The sequence below is a fragment of the Bacillus sp. SCT118 genome, assembly GCF_058566435.1.
The window spans coordinates 826,864-849,183 of record NZ_CP191225.1; the positions used below are offsets into that span (position 1 = coordinate 826,864).

The 22,320-nt window shown below is 44.6% G+C and carries 23 protein-coding genes and 2 riboswitches; of the genes, 14 read left to right on the top strand and 9 right to left on the bottom strand.

Translation table 11 applies throughout. The features are described from left to right. Nucleotides 1-4: 4 nt before the first annotated feature. On the bottom strand, nt 5-697 hold the full coding sequence (gene modB, locus ACQVGT_RS04090) for a molybdate ABC transporter permease subunit (RefSeq protein ID WP_129134058.1): 693 nt from the start codon (nt 695-697) through the stop codon (nt 5-7). Then, complete coding sequence (modA, locus tag ACQVGT_RS04095) at nt 669-1,451, bottom strand: molybdate ABC transporter substrate-binding protein (RefSeq protein ID WP_003228438.1); 783 nt, start codon at nt 1,449-1,451, stop codon at nt 669-671. Before modA ends, modB begins: the two co-directional genes overlap by 29 nt. A 110-nt stretch (nt 1,452-1,561) precedes the next feature. On the opposite strand from modA, the gene ACQVGT_RS04100 reads away from it, so the two are divergent. After that, nucleotides 1,562-2,488, top strand: a complete 927-nt coding sequence (locus ACQVGT_RS04100; RefSeq protein WP_015483685.1) for a substrate-binding domain-containing protein — start codon at nt 1,562-1,564, stop codon at nt 2,486-2,488. A 27-nt stretch (nt 2,489-2,515) separates the two neighbouring features. Here ACQVGT_RS04100 and ACQVGT_RS04105 read toward each other — a convergent pair whose 3' ends face one another. Both ACQVGT_RS04105 and ACQVGT_RS04110 read right to left on the bottom strand, forming a co-directional pair. Next, nucleotides 2,516-4,369, bottom strand: coding sequence for an LTA synthase family protein (locus ACQVGT_RS04105; protein ID WP_015384629.1), 1,854 nt, complete (start codon nt 4,367-4,369; stop codon nt 2,516-2,518). 99 nt (nt 4,370-4,468) lie between these two features. After that, nucleotides 4,469-4,951, bottom strand: coding sequence for a metal-dependent hydrolase (locus ACQVGT_RS04110; RefSeq protein ID WP_003228444.1), 483 nt, complete (start codon nt 4,949-4,951; stop codon nt 4,469-4,471). Nucleotides 4,952-5,117: 166 nt separating this feature from the next. Between ACQVGT_RS04110 and sspJ the strand changes: the two genes are divergently transcribed. After that, nucleotides 5,118-5,258: a small acid-soluble spore protein SspJ gene (gene sspJ / locus ACQVGT_RS04115; protein WP_003221612.1), complete on the top strand. Its 141-nt coding sequence runs from the start codon at nt 5,118-5,120 to the stop codon at nt 5,256-5,258. A 116-nt stretch (nt 5,259-5,374) separates the two neighbouring features. After that, a riboswitch (Lysine riboswitch) is annotated at nt 5,375-5,554 on the top strand. Nucleotides 5,555-5,657: 103 nt separating this feature from the next. Next, nucleotides 5,658-7,067 (top strand): amino acid permease, encoded by a 1,410-nt coding sequence (locus ACQVGT_RS04120; RefSeq protein WP_015384628.1) that lies wholly within the window; start codon nt 5,658-5,660, stop codon nt 7,065-7,067. A gap of 285 nt (nt 7,068-7,352) precedes the next feature. On the opposite strand, the gene ACQVGT_RS04125 is transcribed toward ACQVGT_RS04120, so the two are convergent. Next, the gene (locus tag ACQVGT_RS04125) at nt 7,353-8,300 is read right to left on the bottom strand and encodes an iron-hydroxamate ABC transporter substrate-binding protein (RefSeq protein WP_015384626.1); all 948 of its coding nucleotides are present in this window, start codon (nt 8,298-8,300) and stop codon (nt 7,353-7,355) included. 205 nt (nt 8,301-8,505) lie between these two features. Here ACQVGT_RS04125 and ACQVGT_RS04130 point away from each other — a divergent pair, with 205 nt between their 5' ends. From ACQVGT_RS04130 to ACQVGT_RS04155, 6 genes are all read left to right on the top strand, one after another. Further along, a complete protein-coding gene (locus ACQVGT_RS04130) occupies nt 8,506-9,552 on the top strand; it encodes a FecCD family ABC transporter permease (RefSeq protein ID WP_041520063.1) in 1,047 nt (348 codons plus the stop codon). Beyond that, nucleotides 9,552-10,562 (top strand): FecCD family ABC transporter permease, encoded by a 1,011-nt coding sequence (locus tag ACQVGT_RS04135; RefSeq protein WP_015384625.1) that lies wholly within the window; start codon nt 9,552-9,554, stop codon nt 10,560-10,562. Before ACQVGT_RS04130 ends, ACQVGT_RS04135 begins: the two co-directional genes overlap by 1 nt. A gap of 15 nt (nt 10,563-10,577) precedes the next feature. Then, a complete protein-coding gene (locus ACQVGT_RS04140) occupies nt 10,578-11,387 on the top strand; it encodes an ABC transporter ATP-binding protein (protein WP_003243882.1) in 810 nt (269 codons plus the stop codon). A 170-nt stretch (nt 11,388-11,557) separates the two neighbouring features. Beyond that, the gene (locus ACQVGT_RS04145) at nt 11,558-12,751 is read left to right on the top strand and encodes an efflux RND transporter periplasmic adaptor subunit (protein ID WP_015384624.1); all 1,194 of its coding nucleotides are present in this window, start codon (nt 11,558-11,560) and stop codon (nt 12,749-12,751) included. Continuing rightward, on the top strand, nt 12,735-13,424 hold the full coding sequence (locus ACQVGT_RS04150) for an ABC transporter ATP-binding protein (RefSeq protein WP_014480848.1): 690 nt from the start codon (nt 12,735-12,737) through the stop codon (nt 13,422-13,424). Before ACQVGT_RS04145 ends, ACQVGT_RS04150 begins: the two co-directional genes overlap by 17 nt. Beyond that, nucleotides 13,417-14,646: an ABC transporter permease gene (locus ACQVGT_RS04155; RefSeq protein ID WP_015483682.1), complete on the top strand. Its 1,230-nt coding sequence runs from the start codon at nt 13,417-13,419 to the stop codon at nt 14,644-14,646. The genes ACQVGT_RS04150 and ACQVGT_RS04155 overlap by 8 nt, the downstream gene beginning before the upstream one ends. 33 nt (nt 14,647-14,679) lie before the next feature. Here the strand turns inward: ACQVGT_RS04155 and rsiO are convergent, their stop codons facing one another. The 3 genes from rsiO to ACQVGT_RS04170 all read right to left on the bottom strand — a co-directional run bounded on the left by rsiO (nt 14,680) and on the right by ACQVGT_RS04170 (nt 16,581). Beyond that, entirely contained in the window at nt 14,680-15,090 is a 411-nt protein-coding gene (gene rsiO / locus ACQVGT_RS04160) for an acid stress-sensitive anti sigma factor RsiO (RefSeq protein ID WP_003243579.1), read from the bottom strand. Between the two features lie 60 nt (nt 15,091-15,150). After that, complete coding sequence (gene oxdC / locus ACQVGT_RS04165; RefSeq protein ID WP_015384622.1) at nt 15,151-16,308, bottom strand: oxalate decarboxylase; 1,158 nt, start codon at nt 16,306-16,308, stop codon at nt 15,151-15,153. Between the two features lie 120 nt (nt 16,309-16,428). Then, nucleotides 16,429-16,581, bottom strand: a complete 153-nt coding sequence (locus tag ACQVGT_RS04170) for a YvrJ family protein (protein ID WP_003244090.1) — start codon at nt 16,579-16,581, stop codon at nt 16,429-16,431. A 201-nt stretch (nt 16,582-16,782) separates the two neighbouring features. Between ACQVGT_RS04170 and sigO the strand changes: the two genes are divergently transcribed. From sigO to ACQVGT_RS04195, 5 genes are all read left to right on the top strand, one after another. Further along, complete coding sequence (gene sigO / locus ACQVGT_RS04175; RefSeq protein WP_080030749.1) at nt 16,783-17,313, top strand: RNA polymerase sigma factor SigO; 531 nt, start codon at nt 16,783-16,785, stop codon at nt 17,311-17,313. Between the two features lie 3 nt (nt 17,314-17,316). Then, complete coding sequence (gene rsoA / locus ACQVGT_RS04180) at nt 17,317-17,556, top strand: sigma-O factor regulator RsoA (RefSeq protein WP_015384620.1); 240 nt, start codon at nt 17,317-17,319, stop codon at nt 17,554-17,556. 141 nt (nt 17,557-17,697) lie between these two features. Next, nucleotides 17,698-18,411: a two-component system response regulator YvrH gene (gene yvrH, locus ACQVGT_RS04185; RefSeq protein ID WP_003243545.1), complete on the top strand. Its 714-nt coding sequence runs from the start codon at nt 17,698-17,700 to the stop codon at nt 18,409-18,411. After that, nucleotides 18,408-20,150, top strand: a complete 1,743-nt coding sequence (gene yvrG, locus ACQVGT_RS04190) for a two-component system sensor histidine kinase YvrG (RefSeq protein WP_015384619.1) — start codon at nt 18,408-18,410, stop codon at nt 20,148-20,150. The genes yvrH and yvrG overlap by 4 nt, the downstream gene beginning before the upstream one ends. Nucleotides 20,151-20,221: 71 nt before the next feature. Further along, nucleotides 20,222-21,100 (top strand): SMP-30/gluconolactonase/LRE family protein, encoded by an 879-nt coding sequence (locus ACQVGT_RS04195; RefSeq protein ID WP_015384618.1) that lies wholly within the window; start codon nt 20,222-20,224, stop codon nt 21,098-21,100. A 36-nt stretch (nt 21,101-21,136) separates the two neighbouring features. On the opposite strand, the gene ACQVGT_RS04200 is transcribed toward ACQVGT_RS04195, so the two are convergent. Then, entirely contained in the window at nt 21,137-21,928 is a 792-nt protein-coding gene (locus ACQVGT_RS04200; RefSeq protein ID WP_015384617.1) for an SDR family NAD(P)-dependent oxidoreductase, read from the bottom strand. A gap of 153 nt (nt 21,929-22,081) precedes the next feature. Continuing rightward, nucleotides 22,082-22,220, top strand: a riboswitch (cobalamin riboswitch). Nucleotides 22,221-22,320: the final 100 nt, after the last annotated feature.

Below are 22,320 nucleotides of genomic sequence, written 5' to 3' on the forward strand. Positions count from 1 at the left end.
TTTTTTAGTGCGTTTTTTTCTGTTGAATGAAAAACAGCATCAAAAAGGAAATGACAACAATACAGACGACCCACGCCCAGGCAAGGGTATTGTTGCCGGAATCCAATGCGACATATATCGCCGTCGGCAGTGTTTGCGTAACACCGGGGATGTTCCCTGCAAACATGAGTGTTGCGCCAAATTCTCCGAGCGCCCGCGCAAGGCTGAGGATGCTTCCGGTCAGCAATGAAGGATAGGCAAGCGGGACGGAGATATGGATAAACACTTTCCATCTGCTTGCGCCGTCTACCATTGCCGCACCTTGTATATCGGGGTCAATGTCAGCAAATCCGGTTTTGGCTGATTGATACATAAGCGGAAAGGCTACAACAGCCGAGGCGATCACAGCGGCCCACCAGGTGAAAATGACAGGCTGCCGGAAGATCCACTCGATGGCTTGTCCGATGAAGCTGTGCTTTCCGAAAATGACGATCAAAATAAAACCGACAACAGTAGGCGGAAGAACGAGCGGAAGCATAAAACATGTTTCGAGTGCCGTTTTTCCGAAAAATGATGCCCGTGACATCCATGCTCCAGCAAGTGTTCCGAGAATAATGACAACAATTCCGGCAACTGCCGCCACCTGAAAGGAAAGCACAACGGGTGTGAAAAATTCTGAAGCGCTTATGCTACTCGGCAGTAAAGCCATATTTCTCAAATACTTTCATTGCTTCATCAGATTGCAGGTATTCGTAAAATTCCTTCGCTTCCTTACGGTGTTTTGTATCTTTTACGATTCCTAACGGATAGACAATTGGGCTGTGTGTATCTGCTTTTGCCTCGTCAATAATGTTGACCTTTTTCGAGACCAGGGCATCTGTTTTATAAACAATACCTGCGTCTACATTGCCGGTTTCAACATAAGAAAGAACTTGGCGAACGTCTTTTCCATACACAATTTTATCCTTCACTTTGTCCCATAAAGACAGCTTTGTCAGTGATTCTTTCCCATAAGCTCCTGCCGGTACGGATTCCGGGGTGCCAAGGGCGATTTTTTCTGATTCAGCCAGATTGCTGAAGCTTGTCACAGGTGAATCTCCGTTTTTCGGTACGACCAGTACAATTTCATTACCGACTAAATCAGTGCTGTCTTTTTTTGCGATATCTCCATCATCCACCAGCTTTTTAAATTTATCCTCAGCAGCTGAGAAGAACAGATCTGCTCCTGCTCCTTGAGAAATCTGTTTTTGCAAGGCGCCGGATGAGCCATAGTTATCTTGGATGGTAATATTTTGATGCTCTTTTTCATAATTTTTTTGGATTTCCTCAAGTGCATCCTGCGCGCTGGCGGCAGCTGAGATGGTTAACGTTACTTTTTTCTCGCTGTCCGTTGAAGACTGGTTTGAAGAACAGCCTGCTGCAAGCAGAAAAGCGGTTAAGGCTGCGATGAAAATAGAATACTTCTTAAACATGATTGCACCCCTTATCATTAGATATAACTAATTATAACTGATTATGTTTGGTTTATGTGGGTTTTTTTACATTCGGCGAAAAGGTATAATAAAATAGGAGAGTGATGATGATGAATGAAACCTCTTCCTATACGATAGAAGAAGTTGCAGGTCTGCTGAAGGTATCAAAGCTGACCGTTTATGATTTGATTAAAAAAGGCGTGCTGCCTGCTTACCGTGTCGGAAGGCAGATGCGTGTGGATGAAGAAGATTTAAAGCAATATAAAACGAATATGAGAATGTCTCAGCCCATAGCTGCAACAGAAGCGCCGAAACAGGTGCAGGAGGCTGAGCCGGACGGCAGACCGAATGTCATGATCAGCGGACAGGACATTTCGATGGATCTCCTCAGCAAGCATTTGGAGAGTGCCATTCAGGAGACGCCGCTCCGTAAATACAAAGGAAGCTTAAACAGCCTGATTGATATGTATCAAGGCAAGTGTGACATTGTCAGCCTCCATTTGTACGATGCTGAAACGGGCCAGTATAACGCGCCTTATGTAAAACGGATTTTGACAGGTGAACCGTTTTGTCTCATCAATGTCGTTCTCCGCAAAGCAGGACTGTATGTGCAAAAAGGGAATCCGAAAAACATTCAAGGCTGGAAAGACTTGAAAAGAGCCGATATCCGGATCATCAACAGGGAAAAGGGTTCTGGCGCAAGGGTGCTCCTTGATGAACAGCTTGGCTTGCTTGGTGTGAATCCGGCTGATGTAAAGGGATATGGCGATATCGTGACTGATCATTATGCTGCCGCTTCACAAGTTTCAAGCGGACAGGCTGACGTGGGAATCGGGGCACAGCACGCGGCACATATGGGACGTGTTGATTTTATCCCGCTCATCGACGAACAATATGATATCGTTGTTTTGAAAAAACATGAGCAGCTGCTGAAAGCCGTGAAGGAGATTTTGAATTCTGAGGACTACAAGGCGAATTTGTCTCATTTAAACGGCTATGAAACGAAGCTGACTGGCAAGGTGATATTGGAAACGTAAAAAATCCCTCTTGATAGAGGGATTTTTTCATTCGGAAAACCTGAGCAGGTCACCATTTAAAATTTTATCAGAGAGAGAAAGCTCTTCGTTTGCTTTCTCCTTATAAGGGAGGCACGCATCCTGATCTTCCAGCACTTCACCTGTTTTTTGGCTATAGCACGTGTTCTTTGTGTATATATAATCGTTCGTAATAAAGCTGCCGTTTCGCAGAACGGCGAATGGGGTGCGGTCGCCCGACAGCAAATCATTGCCGAATTGGATATCGCCTTTTGTCTCAACGCCGAGCAAATGCATCAGCGTCGGCCTGACGTCGACCTGTCCCCCGGCATCAGGGATGGTTTCCGGCTTTTGATCGGTGATTCCCGGGATATGTATGATAAACGGCACCCGCTGGAGCTGAACGTTGTCATACGGTGTGATTTCGTCTTTCCCTAAAAACTCAGCCATTGCCTCGTTATGGGCTTCAGAAATGCCGTAATGATCTCCCATAAATACGATCATCGAATTTTCGTATAAGCCTTCGTCTTTCAGTTTTTGGATAAAATGCTTCAATGCTTCATCCTCATAGCGAACCGTGGTCACATAGCGGTTTAACAGATCACTGCTTGAATCGAATTCATCTATCAGCTGATCCTTTTCATCAATCTCAAACGGAAAATGATTCGTTAACGTGATAAAACTGCTGTAGAACGGCTGCGGCAGGCTTTTCAGCTTTTCGGCGGACTGCTCTAAAAATTCTTTGTCTTTTAAGCCCCAGCTTGTCGATGTCCCGGGAGTGACATGAAAATCATCAACATCAAAAAAGCGGTCAATGCCAAACGTATCGTACATGACATCTCTGTTCCAAAATGTTTTATGGTTAGCATGAAAGACGGCTGAATAATAATCGTGCTGTTTCAGCGATTTATACATCGTATGAAATTGATGGTCGCTTTTCGTGAAAAAGACGGCGCCGCTAAGGGAAGGATACAGTGAGTTAGCGACGATAAATTCTGAATCTGATGTTTTGCCTTGTTCTGTTTGCTGATAGAAATGATCAAAGGAATAGCTTTTTTTAATGAGATCATTCATAAATGGGGTAATTTCTTTTCCATTTACTTTTTCATTCAGAACAAAGCTTTGGGTCGACTCAAGTGTTACAAAGATGACATTGCGCCCCTTTGCAAGACCGAATTTGCTTTGATCAGGCTTGCTGTAATCAGCCTCTGTGTAGTTTTTAATGGCAGTTATACTGTCTTCATCGGCAAAAGCTTTCGCGCTGATATTAACAGTCTGAGAAATTGTATCGTAAATATGGAACTGAAACAGACCGATGCTTTTGACTAGCATTTCCCGGTCAAAAGAATGTGCCAAAAGCTTCGGCTGCTGTACTTCTGCAAGTGCCAGTGTGCATAAAAGCATGCCGCAGGAAGCTGCATAGTACCGTTTGATCGTGCGGGGAGCGGCTTTTGTCTGTGGGTGTTTGGTTTTTCTGGCGAACAGCAGCAGAAAAACCAAGTCCACAAACAGGGCGATAAACAGAGGATGGAACAGTTCTTTTACACTGCTGCCCATATCGCTCATGTTGCTGGCCTGAAATAAAACCGGAATGGTAATAAAATCGATATAAAAGCCGTAAAAAATCGTATTGGAGATCAAGATGACAGTCAGAACCAGATTGGCAATCAGCAAAAAGGCCCGCTGCTTGTTTCCTTTCAGAAGCAGGCCGATCCCGAATAAAGGAAGAATAAAGCTGAGCGGGTTGACCAGCAGCATTAGCTCCTCCAACAGAGTATCGATTTGCAAATCAAAGCCGAGTTTATATATCACATACGTTTTGATCCACATAAATAAGATCGAAAAACATAAAAACCGCTGATTGTGAAAAAAGGTTCCTTTCATCAATATGACTCCTCACGTTTTCTTGATCATCTGCATGAAATGCTTCTTAAGTAAAACCTACTAAAAACAGCCGGTTCAGACAAGTCTCAGCACTCATGTTTAAAACATGCGCCCATGAAACAGCATATAAAAGTAGTAACATGAAGCAAGGGTCAGGCCGGCTAGCACGAGCTGCTCAGAAAAACTGCCTGTCTTCATATATAATGGAAGCCGAACGCGGATCGTTGAAGGGAATAATAATTTGATTCCGTTCACCGTCCAAGCGTCAAGAATCAAGTGGCTCGCCATTCCGATCATCAGGCCGGCTGATATGTTTTTATCTGGAATGTATGTAGAAGTGATAAAAAACATGATGAGCATAAACAGTAAGCTGTGTGTAAAGGTACGATGGCCAAAAACGGAGCTGACCACTTTCGATAAAATAGGAAATTTTCTCCCAATTTTGCTTTGTGTGTGGCAGATATCGGGTATTAATGCTCCAACCGCGCCTGACGCAGCCATAAGCACTGGATCAAATCCATAATAATAAGCCGCTGCCGTACAAGAAGCGATGCCTCCCATGATGTGTGTTTTTCCTGTCATTTGCCGCTTCTCCTTTTATCTTTTGCAAAAAATCTCTGAATTACAAATATATCAAGAGAATGTATGTTTGATCAACAGGACTTTGGACGATAAAAAATATCCCGCATAATTTTTCAGGAAAGAGGCATCTTAAACATGTACCTATTTTTTAAAAGAGGTGATACGAATGGGTTTCTTTAATAAAGATAAAGGAAAACGTTCCGAAAAAGAAAAAAACGTAATCCAAGGAGCTCTTGAAGATGCTGGTTCAGCTCTAAAAGATGATCCGCTTCAAGAAGCTGTGCAAAAAAAGAAAAATAATCGATAACCACATGCGGATAGGGCTTGGCTCTATCCGTATTTTCCATCTGTTCCCTTTGACAGATCATCCTTTCTTTGATAACCTTCTGGGAGTAACTGAATAATTAAATCCTCACTCTTTCTCAGTGAGGTAGAGGTTGCGCGGATGATGAGTCACACATGCCAGGCTGACAGGGGCTGTTAAACATGTGTAAAAGGCATCAGCGCCGAAGTGTGGAGAAAGCCGATCCTTCTCTATGCTGGGACTGTATCTGAATAAGTGCAGGACTGCCGCGTGCTTTTTCGCGGAGGGCTATCCGGAGATCAAGGGTGTGTGTTTCTTTAAGCATGGACTTTTGTTCAGGCTTTTTTTGCGTTTATATGATCTCGGGGTCTGGTCCGTACAAAGAATCATGGAGGTACTGGAATGGAACAGACAAAAAAATGGGGTTTTTGGTTATTAACGGCGTTTGTCGTTGGAAATATGGTTGGATCAGGAATTTTCTCCTTGCCGAGCTCGCTTGCTTCAATTGCGAGTCCGTTTGGAGCTACGTCCGCCTGGCTTTTGACAGGTGCCGGCGTGCTGATGATTGCACTTGTGTTCGGACACTTGTCCATTCGCAAGCCTGAACTGACAGCGGGACCGCAAAGTTATGCAAGAGCGCTGTTTTCTGACCCGAAAAAAGGCAACGCTGCAGGTTTCACAATGGTGTGGGGCTACTGGGTGGCGAGCTGGATCAGTAACGTGGCAATCATCACAAGTCTCGCCGGTTACTTGACTTCGTTCTTCCCGATCTTGGTTGATAAACGTGAGATGTTTTCGATCGGCGGGCAAGAGGTGACACTCGGCCAATTACTGACGTTTGCCGTATGTACGATCTTGTTATGGGGAACGCACGCGATTCTTGTTGCCAGCATTAACGGCGCAAGTAAATTAAACTTTGTCACAACGCTTTCTAAAGTATTAGGTTTTGTCTTCTTTATCGTTGCCGGTTTGTTTGTGTTTCAAACGACATTATTCGGTCATTTTTATTTCCCGGTTCAAGGAGAAAACGGCACAAGCATTGGAATTGGCGGCCAGGTTCATAACGCCGCGATTTCTACACTGTGGGCGTTTGTCGGAATTGAATCCGCGGTGATCCTGTCCGGCCGTGCGCGCTCTCAGCGTGATGTGAAACGTGCGACAATTACCGGCTTGCTGATTGCCTTGAGCATATATATTATTGTGACTTTAATTACGATGGGTGTTCTGCCGCATGATAAGCTTGTCGGCTCTGAAAAACCATTTGTTGATGTACTCTATGCGATTGTTGGAAACGCGGGAAGCGTGATTATGGCGCTTTTGGCTATCCTTTGTTTATTCGGAACGATGCTCGGCTGGATTTTGCTTGGCTCTGAGGTGCCATACCAAGCCGCTAAAGCAGGAGATTTCCCGGCATTTTTTGCAAAAACGAATAAAAAGGGAAGTCCGGTCATTGCACTCATTATTACAAACGTCATGTCACAGGTCTTCATTTTCTCGGTTATTTCCCGGACAATAAGTGACGCATTTACATTTTTAACGACAGCGGCTACACTTGCATATTTAATTCCGTATCTGGTATCTGCAATCTACAGCTTGAAGCTAGTCATCAAAGGTGAAACGTATGACCAGCTGAAAGGCTCCCGTGTAAGAGACGGATTGATCGCGATACTGGCGTGTGCATACTCCGTGTTTGTTATCGTAACAGGCACAGCAGATTTAACGACATTTATCCTCGGCATCGGTTTATTCTTTGTCGGCTTGATCGTTTATCCATTTGTGAGTAAAAAGTTCCAGAAAGAAAAACAAGCATAATGAAAAGACACCTGATTTGCTCAGGTGTCTTTTTTATAAAATCACAATTTCTCCTGTTAGGAATCCGTTCGTTAACCTAGCTGACAGGAAAGCTGAAATCGAAAGAAAAACCTTAAGGCACAATCGAATATGCAAAAAACGTTTTTCAGTCTCTCCAGCATAAAAAAACTGATCGCGATGAGGAGGCAGCTTAATATGAATGGCTCAAAGAAAATATCTGATATGATTCAAATTGAGCCGTTCTTATAAATCAGTAAAAGAGCCGCGGGCAGGCGGCTCTTTTGTTTATTTAGTCAAGCTTTCCGTAATAAACTTCAGTTGGCCTTCTAATGAAATCGGGTCTGTGAAATAGAAGCCAATCGGATCCATCTTGTAGACATGGCCATTTTTAACGGCGTTCAGGTTCTTCCAAATGGAGCTGTCAAATACGCCGCCATCATCACCGCCTGATTGCCATGGACCCGCGAAAATGTAATCCCCGGCGAAGTCAGGGAGCTTCTCTAGTGAAATACTTGTATAACCTGGCCCCTGGTCAATGGCTTTTTCTTTTGTCAGCTTTGTAGCCTGCAGGCCGAGGTCTTTGTAAATAATGCTTCCGCCTCTTCCAAAGTCTTTACCGAATACGTAAATGTCTTTTCCGTTCGTTTGCATAATGGAAATGGTTTTGTCACCGACCGCTTTTTTGATTTTTATTTTAGCTGCCGCAACTTTTTTATCCCACTCAGCCAGCCATTTTTCAGCTTTATCTTCAGTTCCTGTCATTTTTGCAAATTCTTTCAGCTGTTCGATGTTGTCGAGCTTATCGTATTTTACTGCGACAGTCGGCGCAATTTTTTCAAGCTTTTTAATATCAGCGCCCTGTGTTGTCCAGACGATAATCAGGTCAGGGTTCAAATCAATGACCTTTTCAACCGAAGTGCCGTCTCCGATGTTTTCGACGCCGTCGGTTTTTCCTTTGTAGTAAGGGTTTTTAAATACATTCTCAGGCGCACCGACAACGTTGATGCCGAGTGTTTTGAAGTAGCCGTAATAGCCGTCTGCCATGACAACCACCCGTTTAGGATGCTTTGGGATTTTTACATTTCCGTTTTCAGCCTTGTATGTAAAGGTTTCTGCGCCTTTTGAATCAGAGGCAGAACCTTTGCTTTCTGAGTTATTCCCGCAGGCTGCCAGCGCTGCAATCAATAACAGGGCAAAAAACGCGGCTCCGAGTTTCTTGTATATATGTGTCATATCTCATACCTTCTTTCTAAAAAATAAATGAAAAAGAGAATCATTATCATCTGTGATTATACCACTGCAAGTGCCGGTTGACACGATATTTTTGCAAATGCATTTTCATTTTTGTTCAAAACACTCTATTAAATCAGCTGAAAAAAGTGATATACTGAAACAGCAATTGATAATCATTATCAGTAACAGAAAGGAAGTACGGCAGTTGAGTCAACATAAAAATATACAGACTGCATCAGAAGAAATCCAATGGACGTCAAGGACATATGGCGCGGTCATCGTCCTTATTGCAGGTCTATGCCTGCTTTGCCTTGGCGCATTTTTATCCATATCCCTCGGTGCAGCGGATATTCATTTGCGCACTGTATGGGACGCCATTTTTCATTATCAGCCGACAAAGACATCTCACCAAATTATACATGATCTTCGGCTGCCGAGAACGGCGGCTGCCGCGCTTGTAGGCGCATTGTTGGCAGTGTCGGGAGCAATCATGCAGGGGATGACGAGAAACCCATTGGCAGAGCCTTCGATTATGGGTGTGACATCAGGCTCTGCGTTTGCTGTTTCGATTGCGTTTGCCTTTTTTCCCGGGCTTTCTGCAATGGGGCTTGTGCTATGGTCCTTTGCGGGAGCGGGGTTGGGTGCATCGACGGTAATGGGCATCGGCATGTTTTCAAGGGGCGGACTTACGCCTGTAAAGCTTGCTCTGGCGGGTACGGCAGTTACTTATTTCTTTACCGGCATTTCAACTGCCATTGCAATCCGCTTTGATGTCGCTCAGGATATCAGCTTTTGGTACGCAGGCGGGGTAGCGGGTGTGAAATGGTCAGGGGTCCAGCTTTTGCTTATTGCAGGGGCTGTCGGTTTAACGCTCGCGTTTTTCATCGCCCGGTCTGTGACAGTGTTAAGTCTCGGTGACGATCTGGCAAAAGGGCTTGGACAATATACATCAGCGGTGAAACTGATTGGCATGCTTATTGTAGTGATTTTGACAGGAGCTGCGGTTTCCATAGCCGGCACCATCGCATTTATCGGGCTGATCATTCCGCATATTACCCGATTTTTGGTCGGTGTGGATTATAGGTGGATCATTCCTTGCTCGGCGGTGCTCGGTGCTGTTTTGCTTGTTTTTGCTGACATAGCGGCCAGACTCGTAAATGCGCCCTTTGAAACGCCTGTCGGCGCGCTGACTTCTCTTATCGGCGTTCCCTTTTTCTTTTATTTGGCACGTCGTGAAAGGAGAGGGCTGTAATGAAAACAAAAACAAACAAACCGCTCGTTGTAATGGCTGTGACCTTTTTGCTTATCGTGGTGGTCTTTTTTGTCAGTCTCAATTTGGGCGTTATCAAAATTGCACCGCTTAAAACGCTTCAGGTCTTTTTCGGCCAAGGAACGGCGCGTGATGAACTTGTCTTATTTGAGTTCAGGCTGCCCAGGATCATCCTTTCTTTGCTTGTTGGAGCAGGGATCTCCGTAGCTGGAGCCATTTTGCAAAGCGTGTCTCAAAATGAACTTGCCGAGCCTGGTATTCTCGGAATTAACGCCGGCGGTTCACTTGCTGTAGTGCTTTTTATATACTTTTTTCAAGGGTCAGCTTCAGATCTCAGCTTTTTCGGAACATTTATGCTGCCGTTCAGTGCTTTGGCAGGAGCAATCCTCGCTGCGTTTCTCATTTATATTCTGGCATGGAAAAAAGGCGTGACACCGATTCGGCTGATTTTAGTCGGCATAGGGGTGAATGCCGGATTCAATGCCCTGTTGCTGATTTTTCAGCTCAAGATGGACCCTCATGATTTTATGCAAGCCGCGGTTTGGATATCCGGCTCAATATGGGGGGCGAGCTGGAATATGATCTGGGCGATTCTCCCTTGGATTGTGATCTTGCTTCTGTTTACTTTATATAAGGCGCGCTATTTGAACATTATGCAGCTCGGAGACCAATTGGCGACCGGGCTGGGCACCGCTGTTGAAAGGGAAAGACGGATTCTTCTTCTGGCAGCGGTCACTCTTGCCGCTTCATGCGTGGCAGCTGCGGGGGGCATTGCGTTTCTCGGATTGATCGCGCCGCATGTGGCTAGAAGGCTGACCGGTCCACGTCACCAGACGCTGATACCGGTCTCCGCCTTCATCGGCTCATTCCTGTTTTTGCTTGCTGATACGCTGGCGAGAAATGTATTGGCACCATCAGAAATTCCGGTTGGACTTGTCATTTCCGTGCTAGGTGCGCCTTACTTTATTTATTTATTGATGAAAGCGAATTAGAGGAGGGGGCCGAATATGAATTCATTATCAACGGAACAGCTTGGAATCGGTTATGGCGACAGGGTGATTGTAGAGGATTTAAATATATCGATTCCTAAAGGGAAAATTACCACCTTAATTGGCCCGAACGGCTGCGGGAAATCAACGATTTTAAAAACAATGTCCAGAATTATGCGTTCACATGCAGGTGCCGTCTATTTAAACGGCAAAGCGATTCATAAAATGTCTACAAAGGACATTGCAAAAGATATGGCGATTCTTCCACAGACACCTGAAGCGCCGAGCGGCCTAACAGTGCACGAATTGGTGTCGTACGGCAGGTTTCCGCATCAATCAGGATTCGGCAGATTAAATGACGAAGACCGCCGGATTATCAAATGGGCGCTTGAAGAAACAGGCATGGCTGAATATGCTGAACGGCCGATTGAGGCATTGTCAGGCGGACAGCGTCAACGCGTGTGGATTGCCATGGCGCTTGCGCAAGGGACGGAACTGCTTCTGCTGGATGAACCTACAACGTATCTTGATCTTGCACATCAGCTTGAAATTCTGCAGCTGCTTGACAGACTCAACAAAGAGCAAGGGCGGACGATTTTAATGGTCATTCATGATCTTAACCATGCAGCTCGTTTTTCTCATTATATGATCGCGCTCAAAAAAGGCACGGTCATCAAGGAAGGAACTGCACTGGAGGTCATGACACCGGACATTTTGAAGCAGGTATTTCAGATTGATGCCGAAATTGTGACTGATCCCCGTACAAATAAACCTGTATGCTTGACATATGACTTGATTAAAAATGAAAAAGAGCTAGTTACTGTATGAAAAAATCCCGGTTTGAAGCCGGGATTTTTTTTATTCGGCTTTGAAAATACAATTTTTCTATTTGATTCCGTCATTTCAATAAAAAGATTGCAAGTCTTTTTGAATTAATAGATAATATTGGTTAGAATGTTTCGAAAATATTACATAGTTTACAGAAAGAGGAGATCGTTGTGTCCAAGAAGAAAAAATGGCTTATTGGCGGTGCGATATGTGCCGGTGTGCTTATATTGGCTGGGATCGGCGCTGGCGGTTTTTACTTTTTTACTCACATGAACCAAGTTGCCGTATCATCGGAGCCCTATGCTGAATCGGTAGCGGTATACATGGGAGGAGATTCAGAATCAGGCCAAACGTTTTCTGGAAAGGTTGAACCTGAGAAACAGCAGAAAGTATACATAGATTCAGAAAAAGGCAGCATTAAAAAAACATACGTCAAAGAAGGCGATCAGGTTAAAAAGGGCGATAAGCTTTTTGAGTATGAGGGCGAGGATCATTCTGATGAAGTGGAGCAAGCCAATTTGCAAATTGAAATGACAAATCTGCAAATCAACCGTTTGCAAAAATCAATAACGGAAACGGAAAAGAAGCTGAAAGCGGCAGGAAAAGAAGAGAAAACCCAGCTTCAAGATGAACTTGATCAGGCCCATTTCGATTTGAAAACAAGCCAGCTTGAACTGAAGCAGCATCAAAAAGAACTGGCTGGCCTGACGAAAAACAAAGGTTCCAATGTCATTACAAGCAAGCATGACGGAATCGTTCAAAGCGTCAATCAGGATATCGCTGACGGTGCAACAGGTGACCAGGCAACGGGCCCGTATATCCAGATTGTTTCGACGGGCAAATATCTGGTCAAAAGCCAAATCAATGAGCTGTTAATGGACACGATCAAAAAAGGCAGCAAAGTCAGGGTCACGCTGAAAACAGGCGGTGAGGGCGAGTGGAAAGGAAAGGTCACCTCGATCGGCAAGCTTCCAGCGGGAGCAGGCGAGGGTGAAGAATCAGAAAGCTTTGCTGATGAAGAAATGAATCCCCAGTCCTCTAACTATCCTTTCACCATTTTATTAGACAGCCATAAAGGTCTTGAAGTCGGCTATCATGTCAACATCGAAGTGATGAGTGACAATGCTGATGCGGATACGATCAAGCTGCCGTCCGACATGGTCATTCAGGATGACGGCGAACCGTACGTGTGGAAAGCTGATGAGAATCAGAAAGCGGTTAAGCAGCCTGTTGAAATCGGAGAGACTGATGAAAATGACATGGTGGAAATTAGGAGCGGCCTGACGCCGGAAGATTATGTGATCTATCCTGATCCCGCGGTCAAGGAAGGAAAGCAGGTTACAGTCAATGCTGACACTGAATAATATTTCGAAGTCGTACAAGCTGGGAAAAGAAGAAGTTCCAATCTTGAAACATATCAATCTGACTGTTCAGGCGGGGGAGTTTTTAGCTATTATGGGGCCTTCCGGTTCTGGAAAGTCAACGTTAATGAATATTATCGGCTGTTTGGACAGGCCAACCTCAGGAACCTATACGCTTGACCAGATCGATATATTGAAAGGGAAAGACGGAGCTTTAGCCGAAATTCGCAATGAATCAATCGGGTTTGTGTTTCAAACTTTCCATTTGCTGCCGCGTCTCACCGCGCTACAAAATGTCGAGCTGCCGATGATCTACAATAAAGTGAAGAAAAAAGAGAGAAGGCAACGGGCATATGAAGCGCTGGAAAAGGTCGGATTAAAAGACAGGGTCTCCTACAAACCGCCTAAGCTGTCCGGCGGCCAAAAGCAGCGGGTGGCGATAGCGAGGGCCCTTGTCAATCAGCCGAGGTTTATTTTAGCTGATGAACCGACCGGGGCGCTTGATACCAAATCAAGTGAACAAATTTTGTCACTGTTTTCCGAACTGCATCGGGAAGGCAAAACCATTATTATGATAACCCACGACCCGGACGTCGCCAAAAAAGCTGACAGAACCGTTTTTATCAGAGACGGAGAGCTGGTATTAGATGAGAGAGGGGATATCAGCCATGCTTGAACATATTCGAATCTCCTTTCAATCCATTTTTTCTCATAAATTAAGATCGATTCTGACAATGCTTGGCGTGATTATCGGCATAGCGGCAATCATCGCGATTGTTTCAATGCTGAAGGGCCAAAGTGAGCAATTAAAGCAAAGTATGATCGGCATGGGAAACAACGCCATCAACGTTGTCTACCAGCCGTCTGGCGGAGAAGAGGAGAGCGGCGGCCCTCAGGTGTCGTATGCGTCCGCGCCGCCTGTAGCGGAAGAAACAGTAAAGGCGATCAAATCCGATCCGATTGTCAAAGGATTATCCTTATATTACTTGTCAGAAGGCGCGAGCGTTTTTCATTTAACAAACGTTTCGTATCCCCAAGTGTATGGAGTGGACGATGATTACTTCGACATGTTTCCAATCCGAATAACCGAAGGGAGAAAGCTGACGGAAAACGATTTAAACAGCACACACCAAGTAGTGATGATCAATGAAGCTGTCAGAGATGAACTGTTTCCAGACGGAGAAGCTCTGCATAAAAACATTGAGATGAATGGTGTGCCGTTTAAGGTCGTCGGTGTTTTTAAAGAAAAAAATCAACAGGAAAGCATGTTTGAAGGCGACTATGCGAACCCGGTTTTGTACGTGCCGAAAAAAGTGTGGCCGCTTATTGAAGGGTTTGACGCGCCAACGCAGATTGCCGTGCAGGCTGATTCTTCTGAGCATATCCAAGAAGCGGGTGTAATGACTGCAGATCTTTTAAATCAGGGACTGTCAGAAGCTGAGCTGGAAAAAGCAGAGTACAGTGTAATGGATCTTCAGGAGATCGCGCAGGAAGTGGAGTCCTTTAATCAGTCATTTGCATTGCTGCTTGGCGGAATCGCCAGTATTTCACTTTTGGTGGGCGGTATCGGCGTCATGAACATTATGCTCGTTTCCGTAACGGAGCGCACGAGGGAAATCGGAATTAAGAAAGCGCTCGGTGCTAAGCGGCGTGTGATTTTATTTCAATTTTTAACCGAGGCTGTTGTGCTGACAAGCATTGGCGGAATACTCGGTGTGCTGGCGGGCTTCGGCATCGCCAAGCTGCTGACGGTCATTTTTCCGATGCCTTTTATCGTCTCCATTCCAGCTGTTGTCGGAGCACTCATCTTTTCAATGGCAGTCGGCATTATCTTCGGCTTGCTTCCGTCTATCAAGGCTTCGAAGCTTCAGCCTGTAGACGCGCTTCGCTATGAATAAAAAGAACGCATCCAATTGGAATGCGTTCTTTTTTTAGCTGGGAAGAGCCGAGTTGCATTTGTCTAAAATCAAAAAAACGGCTGCGACAATCATTTCTTCTGTGGTGGACAGCCAAATGTCGCTGATCAATTGGTCTGTTGTATGAGCAGTCATCCACAAAAACAGCAGCTGTACGATGCCGGCAAGGAGAATGAATAGACGTTTTCCTGTCTTGAAAAATGTAAAGCTATGTATCATCAGCCTTTCAAATGGTTCAAAGCATAATCCGAGAACAAGGAATACCACGGCAAAAAGCAGGACATGAGCTGCTGAGCGGTAGCTCGTTCCCGCTAAAGAAAACAATATATAGATGACAGCAAAATAGGTCAACACCACTGCTGCTGCGGCCAGCAAGTACTTTATGGAGAGCCGCAATAAGCGTTTTGAAGGGTTTTGATGTTTCACTGGTTCAGCTCCTTATGAAGGCTTGCAGAGAACGAGTGCTCTCTGCAAGCCGCAAGTCTTTTATTTACTGCATTTCTTTTTCACTACTGGGTGCTTTTCTTTTGAAAGCACATCAGTAAAGTCTTTGCCCAAGTCAAGGTGCGCTTGAACAAATTTTTCAGGAAGCATGGCAAGCCATTGGTTTAAAGATACATCAGCATAATGGTCGTCTTTGAAGATTTCTAAAAAGACAAGCGGTTCATCCCCGATATTTTCAACGTAATGACCCATTGCAAATGGTACATATCCGACATCACCGGCTTGGTAATTAAACGTTCTGGCATGGCCGTCAGATGCAAAAACGGTCATTCTAGCTTTACCGGAGATGTAGTATTGCCATTCGTGGGTATTCGGATGCCAGTGCAGTTCTCTCATGGCGCCGGGTTCTACTGTTACGAGCGCTGATGCGATGGTTTTAGACACTTTGAAGTTTGTCGAATCTGCAATGTATACTTTTCCTCCCTCAGATTCGATCGGCTCTTGTTCAAGAAGGCGGTAAGTAAATGGATAAGGCACTTCGCCATTCGGCCCTTCCACAATATCATCTTTTAAACTGCCAGGAAGTTGGTTTTCAAATATATATTTTTCTTTGCCTGGCAAATTCGCAATCTCTTCTTTTGTCACGCCAAAGTTCGCAGCAATGACTTCTTTTGGAGTGTGGGCAAGCCAATCTGTCAGCTGGAACGTGCTGTTTTCAGAGAATGATCCATCGTCAAACACGAGCAGGAACTCAGCTCCCTCATCCAGCGCTTGGATGGAGTGCGGCAGGCCTGACGGGAAGTACCAAAGGTCTCCTTCACCTACATCGTCAATAAAGCTGCGCCCTTTTTCATCTACAATTGTGACTCTTGCACTTCCGTAAATCATATAAGCCCATTCTGCTTCTTTATGCCAGTGAAGCTCGCGAATCGCGCCTGGCTTCAGCCGCATATTTACGGATGCAAGGTTTTCTGAAATCGGCAATTCACGTACTGTCACTTCACGGGCATATCCGCCTTTTTCTAATCGGTTATGAGTATCAGAGAACGAAAACTTCATATTGCTGACGGTGCCATGATCGGTTTCAGGCGGAACGAGCATATCAGGGTTTTGCCGGTCTCTTTCAATATTGCGCGGGATTTTTACCGTTGCTCCTTTGTCTCCTCTAATTGGCTGCGGAATGTCATTTTGTTTTTTCATGAAATGTTTCCTCCTTACATTTAAATGTGATAGCAGAAAGAGAAGGTGAAAGGCCTTTCGTTTTCCCTTCTGTTTTGTTAAGTGAAAAAAACCAGTGAAAAGTCAACTTCGATTGAAAAATTATTTTTTTGCATGATCTTTCAGTTCTGTCATTAGTTCTATTAGTTGATCAAACTTCTTTTCGAATCGGGTCAGCAGATACATTGCAATCAGCGCGGGAAACCCCAAATTGCCGATCTGTTTTACGACTTCCTCTATAAAAACCTGATCCATTGGAAAATACCTCCCTTCTTTTTCTGCAGTCATGTATGTAAGTGAAGGAAATCCGATAAAACGTAAACTGCTGCAAAGTATTTTGGAAGACACTAGTCGGAAAGTAGTAGTTTACTTTTTTTTGCTTTCCTTCATTTAATTTAGTAGGGAGGCGGTTTGATGGACTATCAAAGTCTTTTACGGTCAAAATGTAAGGAGATAATGAAGCATCCCATCGTGAAGCATTTTTTGAGCAATCCTCAGCATTACCGTTTGTTCAAAAACGTAATGGAAAGCCCTAACGAAAAAGATGCAAAATCATTGGACGAGCTATTTAAGCAGTTTTATAAAGAAATCCGCATCGTCAAGTATATGAATTCAATGATTCGCATCTTTTCTATTGATTTTGATAAGCGGGTTCGCAAAAATCAAAAACGGTATCCGCTGACGGTTGATCATCCGGAGGCAGGAGATCGGCTTCCTTCCGAAACAGGAAGCGATGCATTTGAAGAATTTTTAGACAGGCAGGATGATTTGAGCCAGCATGTTCAGGATTACCAGCTCTACCAAGCGATTCAGAAGCTGACTGACAAACAAAAAAGTGTGCTGACGAAAGTGTATCTTCACGGTGCCACGATGCAGGAGATTGCAGATTCATTAGGGGAGTCCCGACAAAACATCTCCAACATTCATAAAAAGGGGCTAGAGAATATCAGAAAGCAGCTAGCGGCGCAAACAAAGGGGGAAAAGTAAGCTGTGGACGGCCAGTTTGAACAAAAAAAGAGACAAAAAGACGAGACTTATGACATTGAGCACCTGATTGCATGCTTTTCACCGATGATCAGAAAAAAACTCAGCAATACGTCCTATCAAGAAAGAGAAGATTTAGAGCAAGAGCTGAAGATCAAAATGTTTGAAAAGGCTGATATGCTTTTGTGTCAGGATGTACCGGGGTTTTGGGAGTTTATTTTGTACATGGTAGATGAGAACTCATAATATTTTTCATATGAAAGGGAGCGCGTGTTTGCTCCTTTTTTGCTGTTTTGATTTGCCAAGCTCCAATGTATTCAAAAATGTACCATAAATAAACGATATAATGATAAGATGAAAAAAACAGTGACAGAAAGGAACATAAAAGTGGAAAATGCGTCAATTTTAATCGTAGACGATGAGAAAGCGATTGTGGACATGATCAAACGCGTTCTCGAAAAAGAAGGTTATCGAAATATACTGGATGCGGCAAGCGCAGAAGAAGCGATTCCCGTTGTGAAGGCCAATAAGGTTGACTTGATTGTGCTGGATGTCATGATGGGCGGAATGTCCGGTTTTGAAGCCTGCACATTGATCAGAGAGTATTCAGACGCTCCGATTTTTTTCCTGACGGCAAGATCATCCGACGCGGACAAATTATCGGGCTTTGCGGTTGGAGCTGATGACTATATCACAAAACCATTTAATCCGCTGGAATTAGCGGCGCGGATCAGAGCGCATCTCAAGCGTACATATCAATCGAAAGAAACGAGTTCAAATCAAACCTACACATATGATTATTTTACTTTTTCTCCGCAAAATGCCGAGCTGATCGTAGGCGGGGAAGCCGTTGCCTGTTCAGCCCAGCTTCTGCAGCTTTTGCAGTATTTTTGTGAACACCCTAACGTGGTGCTTTCCAAAGATCAAATATATGAAAAAGTATGGGGCTATCCTTCCTACGGTGACAACAACACCGTCATGGTTCATATTCGCAAGCTTAGGGAGAAGATTGAGCGCGATCCGAGCAATCCGGAGTATATTGTAACCGTTCGAGGTCTCGGCTATCGTTTTATCCCAAATCCTGAAGGCAAGCGGTCATGAGGTTAAGATGGAAGTTTTTGTTTCACTTTTTCGGCCAGATGCTGATTGTGATCCTGCTGCTTACGGTTATGCTTGTTGCGTCGTTTTTCTATTTAGACGCTCGTTTTAGCGATGCGGAATCCAATTCAGGGCTGACGAAGGCAACGACCGACACACTTGAGGCGTATCTCGATGTAAACGAAGACGGGACATGGGAAGTGGATAATTTCCTGAAGAAATCTGTTGATAAACAGCACGGCTGGATGCAAATCATTGATTCGGAAGGAAACACTGATTATTCCTACGGCGTGCCAAAAGACGTGCCGGGCACCTATACCAAGAAAGAGCTTTTGTCTATTTATAAAACCAAAAAGCTTCATAACTATAAACTGAATTATTGGGCCATCAATATTGAAGATAAGTCGTATCTTCTATTGTCCGGCTGGAAATCAAAAAGTGAACAGCTCCTGACTTCCGTTGAAAAGCGCGAACAAAAGATAGACTCACTAGCGCACTATAAGTCCAGTACCATCGACTATATTAAACGGAAAAAAGGCGCCATTTACCTGTTAGACAGCAATGGAAACATTCTCGACAGCATCAACAGCACAAAAAGCGAAAGAAAAACGATGAACCAGCTGGAGCTGCTTAAATACAGCTCTAAACCTTGGAATTATAAGCGGGAAATTTCCGTTAAGATCCTCAATAAAGACAGATGGATGGTCGCTACGGTGCCGAACCCAGTCTATGTAACCGATCAGGAGTTTAACAAATCATTCCTGAAGGTTGTATTAAAAGCGATGTTTCTCGTGATGGCCGTTTTGTTCATGTATATCATTTGGATGACCGTTTGGTATATGTTCCGATTCGGGCTGCCGATTTTTCACACGATTAGATGGCTGGTCAATCTGTCAAAAGGGAAGCTTGAGGAGCCCAGAAACCGGGAAGGCCGTCCTGTCAGCAAAAATAAAAAGGGAAAAATCAAACAGCCGTACCGCTTCTTCGGTGAGATATTTGAATCAATGGATCAGCTGACTGAAACGCTGAGAAGGGATAAAAGAAACAGAGAAAAAATCCAGGCGACAAGGGAAGAATGGATTGCCGGTTTGTCACATGACTTAAAAACACCGCTCAGCAGCATTTACGGCTACAGCATGATGCTCGAGTCGAAGCAGTATGACTGGTCGCCGGAAGAAGTGAAAGAAATGGGGCAGGTTGTCAGAGAAAAATCTGAATACATGTCCAAGCTGATTGAAGATTTAAATTTAACGTATCGGCTGAAAAATGATGCTCTTCCTATTGAGAGAAAGCTCACTAGCCTTATCCCGTTTTTTAAAAATGTCATTGAGGACTTTAAGAAAAATCCGTTTTCTGAAGGCTATGATATCTCGTTTGTATCCAAAGAAGAGCATATTGAATTTGCCCTTGATGAAGCGTGGTTCAGGCGCATATTAGAAAACCTCCTTGGGAATGCCGTGAAGCACAACGGCAAAGGAACAGAGGTTCAAGTCATTCTGGAGCAAACAAAAAATCATATTTCTTTAAAGGTGAAGGACAATGGGAAAGGAATGGATGAAGAAACGATCACCCATTTGTTTAACCGTTACTACAGAGGGACGAACACAAAAGATTCAACTGCCGGAACGGGTCTCGGGCTCGCGATTGCCAAGGAGCTTGTTCATCTGCATAACGGAACGATACATGTGAACAGCAGAATGAACATTGGAACAGTCATTACCATCCTTTTTAAAAAACAATAAACATCAAGTGGTTTGGACACCTCTTTGCCGGGAATAACAATATATAGACTGAAGCTAAAGAGGTGTAACACATGGATGCAGTATTGGAAGCAGACACTCGGGCAGTGATTGGAGAAGGCCCGTTATGGGATGAAGAAAACGGCCGCTTATATTGGGTTGATATCCTGGGGAGCGAGCTCCACATCTTTGACCCTGAAGAAAAAATCAACCGATCGATCAAATTCAAATCCTTTGTGACGGCGCTTGCGAAATATTCAAAGGATGAACTGATTATGACAATGAAGGACGGGTTTTACCTGTATCATCTTCGGGATCACAGCTTGGAAAAAATTAAACAGCCGAAGGACATGCATGAGAGCCTGAGATTTAATGATGCTAAATGTGACCCGTATGGAAGGCTTTGGGCGGGGACGACGAGCATGGAAGGCGAGCAAAAACAGGCGTCGCTGTACCGTTTGAATCTAGACGGCAGTCTTGTCAAAATCAAGGATCAAGTCTCTACCTCAAACGGTTTGGATTGGGATCGCGAGCGGAATTTGATGTATTACATCGACACGCCGACGCAGGAGATTGTGCGTTACAGCTATGATCCTCAAAGCGGAGATGTTTCGAATCCAGAACCTGTCTATCGTTTTGATCAGTCAGACGGATTGCCGGACGGCATGACAATTGACCAAAATGGTATGCTGTGGGTGGCGCTGTTTGGCGGCAGCCGCGTTGTTCACATTGACCCGTTTCAGAAAAAAGAAATCAATTCAATCAGCGTGCCGGCGAAATATGTCACGTGCTGCGCGTTCGGCGGCAGAGACTTAAAAACTCTTTACATTACAACGGCAACAGAACAAATGACAGAAAAAGAGAGATACGAGCAGCCTCACGCTGGAGGGTTGTTTTCAGCACAACTGGAAACAGGCGGATATCAGACGGTACCATTTGCTGGAGACGTATAAAAAAACGCATCCGATAGACGGATGCGTTTTTGCATGTTATAGAGAACGGATAATGCCGCCTTCCACACGCTGTGCAGTGCCGTTAATGGCGGATGCGGCGTCAGACGCGAGGAATACGATTGTGTTGGCGACTTCTTCTGCTGTCGCGTATCGCTGAATAAGCGAGGTTGGCTCATTGACCTTGAAATAGTCTTTGATAAATGTATCTGTATCCTGGCCGGCTGCTTGTGCGGCGCCTTCCATATAGGATGCCACGCCCTCTGTCCAAGTAGGTCCCGGGAGCACTGAGTTGACCGTCACATTTGTGCCTTTTGTCATTTCAGCCATTCCTCTTGAAAGGCTGATCAGCGCCGTTTTTGTCATTGAGTATGGAATCATCGTTGGGAGCGGTTTGACGCCTGCTTCACTTGCGATATTTAAAATACGGCCGCTGTTTTTAGCAAGCATTTTTGGAAGGAAGTGACGGCTTGTCCGAACGGCGCTCATCACGTTCACTTCGAAATATTGATTCCACTCTTCATCTGTCACATCTGCGAAGTCTTTTACCTCGAAGAAACCAAGGTTGTTGACAAGGATATCGATATCACCGATTTCATTTACTTTTTCGATAAAAGCCGCTGCTTCATCTGTTTTTGACAAATCGGCAGCAGCACCGTGCACTGTTCCATAGCCAGAAAGCTCTTCAATCGTACGATCGACAGTCTCCTGTTTGCGTCCGTTGACAATGACTGCCGCACCCTCTTGCAGAAAGCTTTTTGCGGCGGCTTTCCCGATACCGGACGTCGAGCCGGTGATTAAGACGAGTTTGTCTTTTAGCTGTAAATCCATAAGAATCATTCCTTTTGATAGATGATGGTATTAAGTATACAAGATCAAATTTAGTGTTTACGAGGATTTTGCTCCCATACATAATACGGGGAAAAGTCATTCAGGACGCATATACAAGCCTGTCAGTCATATAGTATAATTACTCCGAAAAAAGGATACGAATGTCAAATAGGTGCCGGTCCGTGAACAACAGCCGGCTTAATAGGGAAACCGGTAAAAGCCGGTGCGGTCCCGCCACTGTAATTGGCCAAGCGCCAAGAGCCAGGATACCTGCCTGTTTGATCAGCACGAAGTCTGCGAGGACAGATGATGTGTAAACAATAGGCTTTTTTGTGTTGTTTACAGCATCTTTACCGTCGTAGAGATGCTTTTTTTAATTCGTTTAGGAGGAA

Bases quoted from the DNA above. Each gene is read 5' to 3' on its own strand.
- modA (WP_003228438.1), bottom strand. From the start codon at position 1,451: ATGTTTAAGAAGTATTCTATTTTCATCGCAGCCTTAACCGCTTTTCTG.
- ACQVGT_RS04100 (WP_015483685.1), top strand. From the start codon at position 1,562: ATGAATGAAACCTCTTCCTATACGATAGAAGAAGTTGCAGGTCTGCTG.
- ACQVGT_RS04105 (WP_015384629.1), bottom strand. From the start codon at position 4,369: ATGAAAGGAACCTTTTTTCACAATCAGCGGTTTTTATGTTTTTCGATC.
- ACQVGT_RS04110 (WP_003228444.1), bottom strand. From the start codon at position 4,951: ATGACAGGAAAAACACACATCATGGGAGGCATCGCTTCTTGTACGGCA.
- sspJ (WP_003221612.1), top strand. From the start codon at position 5,118: ATGGGTTTCTTTAATAAAGATAAAGGAAAACGTTCCGAAAAAGAAAAA.
- ACQVGT_RS04120 (WP_015384628.1), top strand. From the start codon at position 5,658: ATGGAACAGACAAAAAAATGGGGTTTTTGGTTATTAACGGCGTTTGTC.
- ACQVGT_RS04125 (WP_015384626.1), bottom strand. From the start codon at position 8,300: ATGACACATATATACAAGAAACTCGGAGCCGCGTTTTTTGCCCTGTTA.
- ACQVGT_RS04135 (WP_015384625.1), top strand. From the start codon at position 9,552: ATGAAAACAAAAACAAACAAACCGCTCGTTGTAATGGCTGTGACCTTT.
- ACQVGT_RS04140 (WP_003243882.1), top strand. From the start codon at position 10,578: ATGAATTCATTATCAACGGAACAGCTTGGAATCGGTTATGGCGACAGG.
- ACQVGT_RS04150 (WP_014480848.1), top strand. From the start codon at position 12,735: ATGCTGACACTGAATAATATTTCGAAGTCGTACAAGCTGGGAAAAGAA.
- ACQVGT_RS04155 (WP_015483682.1), top strand. From the start codon at position 13,417: ATGCTTGAACATATTCGAATCTCCTTTCAATCCATTTTTTCTCATAAA.
- oxdC (WP_015384622.1), bottom strand. From the start codon at position 16,308: ATGAAAAAACAAAATGACATTCCGCAGCCAATTAGAGGAGACAAAGGA.
- ACQVGT_RS04170 (WP_003244090.1), bottom strand. From the start codon at position 16,581: ATGGATCAGGTTTTTATAGAGGAAGTCGTAAAACAGATCGGCAATTTG.
- sigO (WP_080030749.1), top strand. From the start codon at position 16,783: ATGAAGCATCCCATCGTGAAGCATTTTTTGAGCAATCCTCAGCATTAC.
- yvrG (WP_015384619.1), top strand. From the start codon at position 18,408: ATGAGGTTAAGATGGAAGTTTTTGTTTCACTTTTTCGGCCAGATGCTG.
- ACQVGT_RS04195 (WP_015384618.1), top strand. From the start codon at position 20,222: ATGGATGCAGTATTGGAAGCAGACACTCGGGCAGTGATTGGAGAAGGC.
- ACQVGT_RS04200 (WP_015384617.1), bottom strand. From the start codon at position 21,928: ATGGATTTACAGCTAAAAGACAAACTCGTCTTAATCACCGGCTCGACG.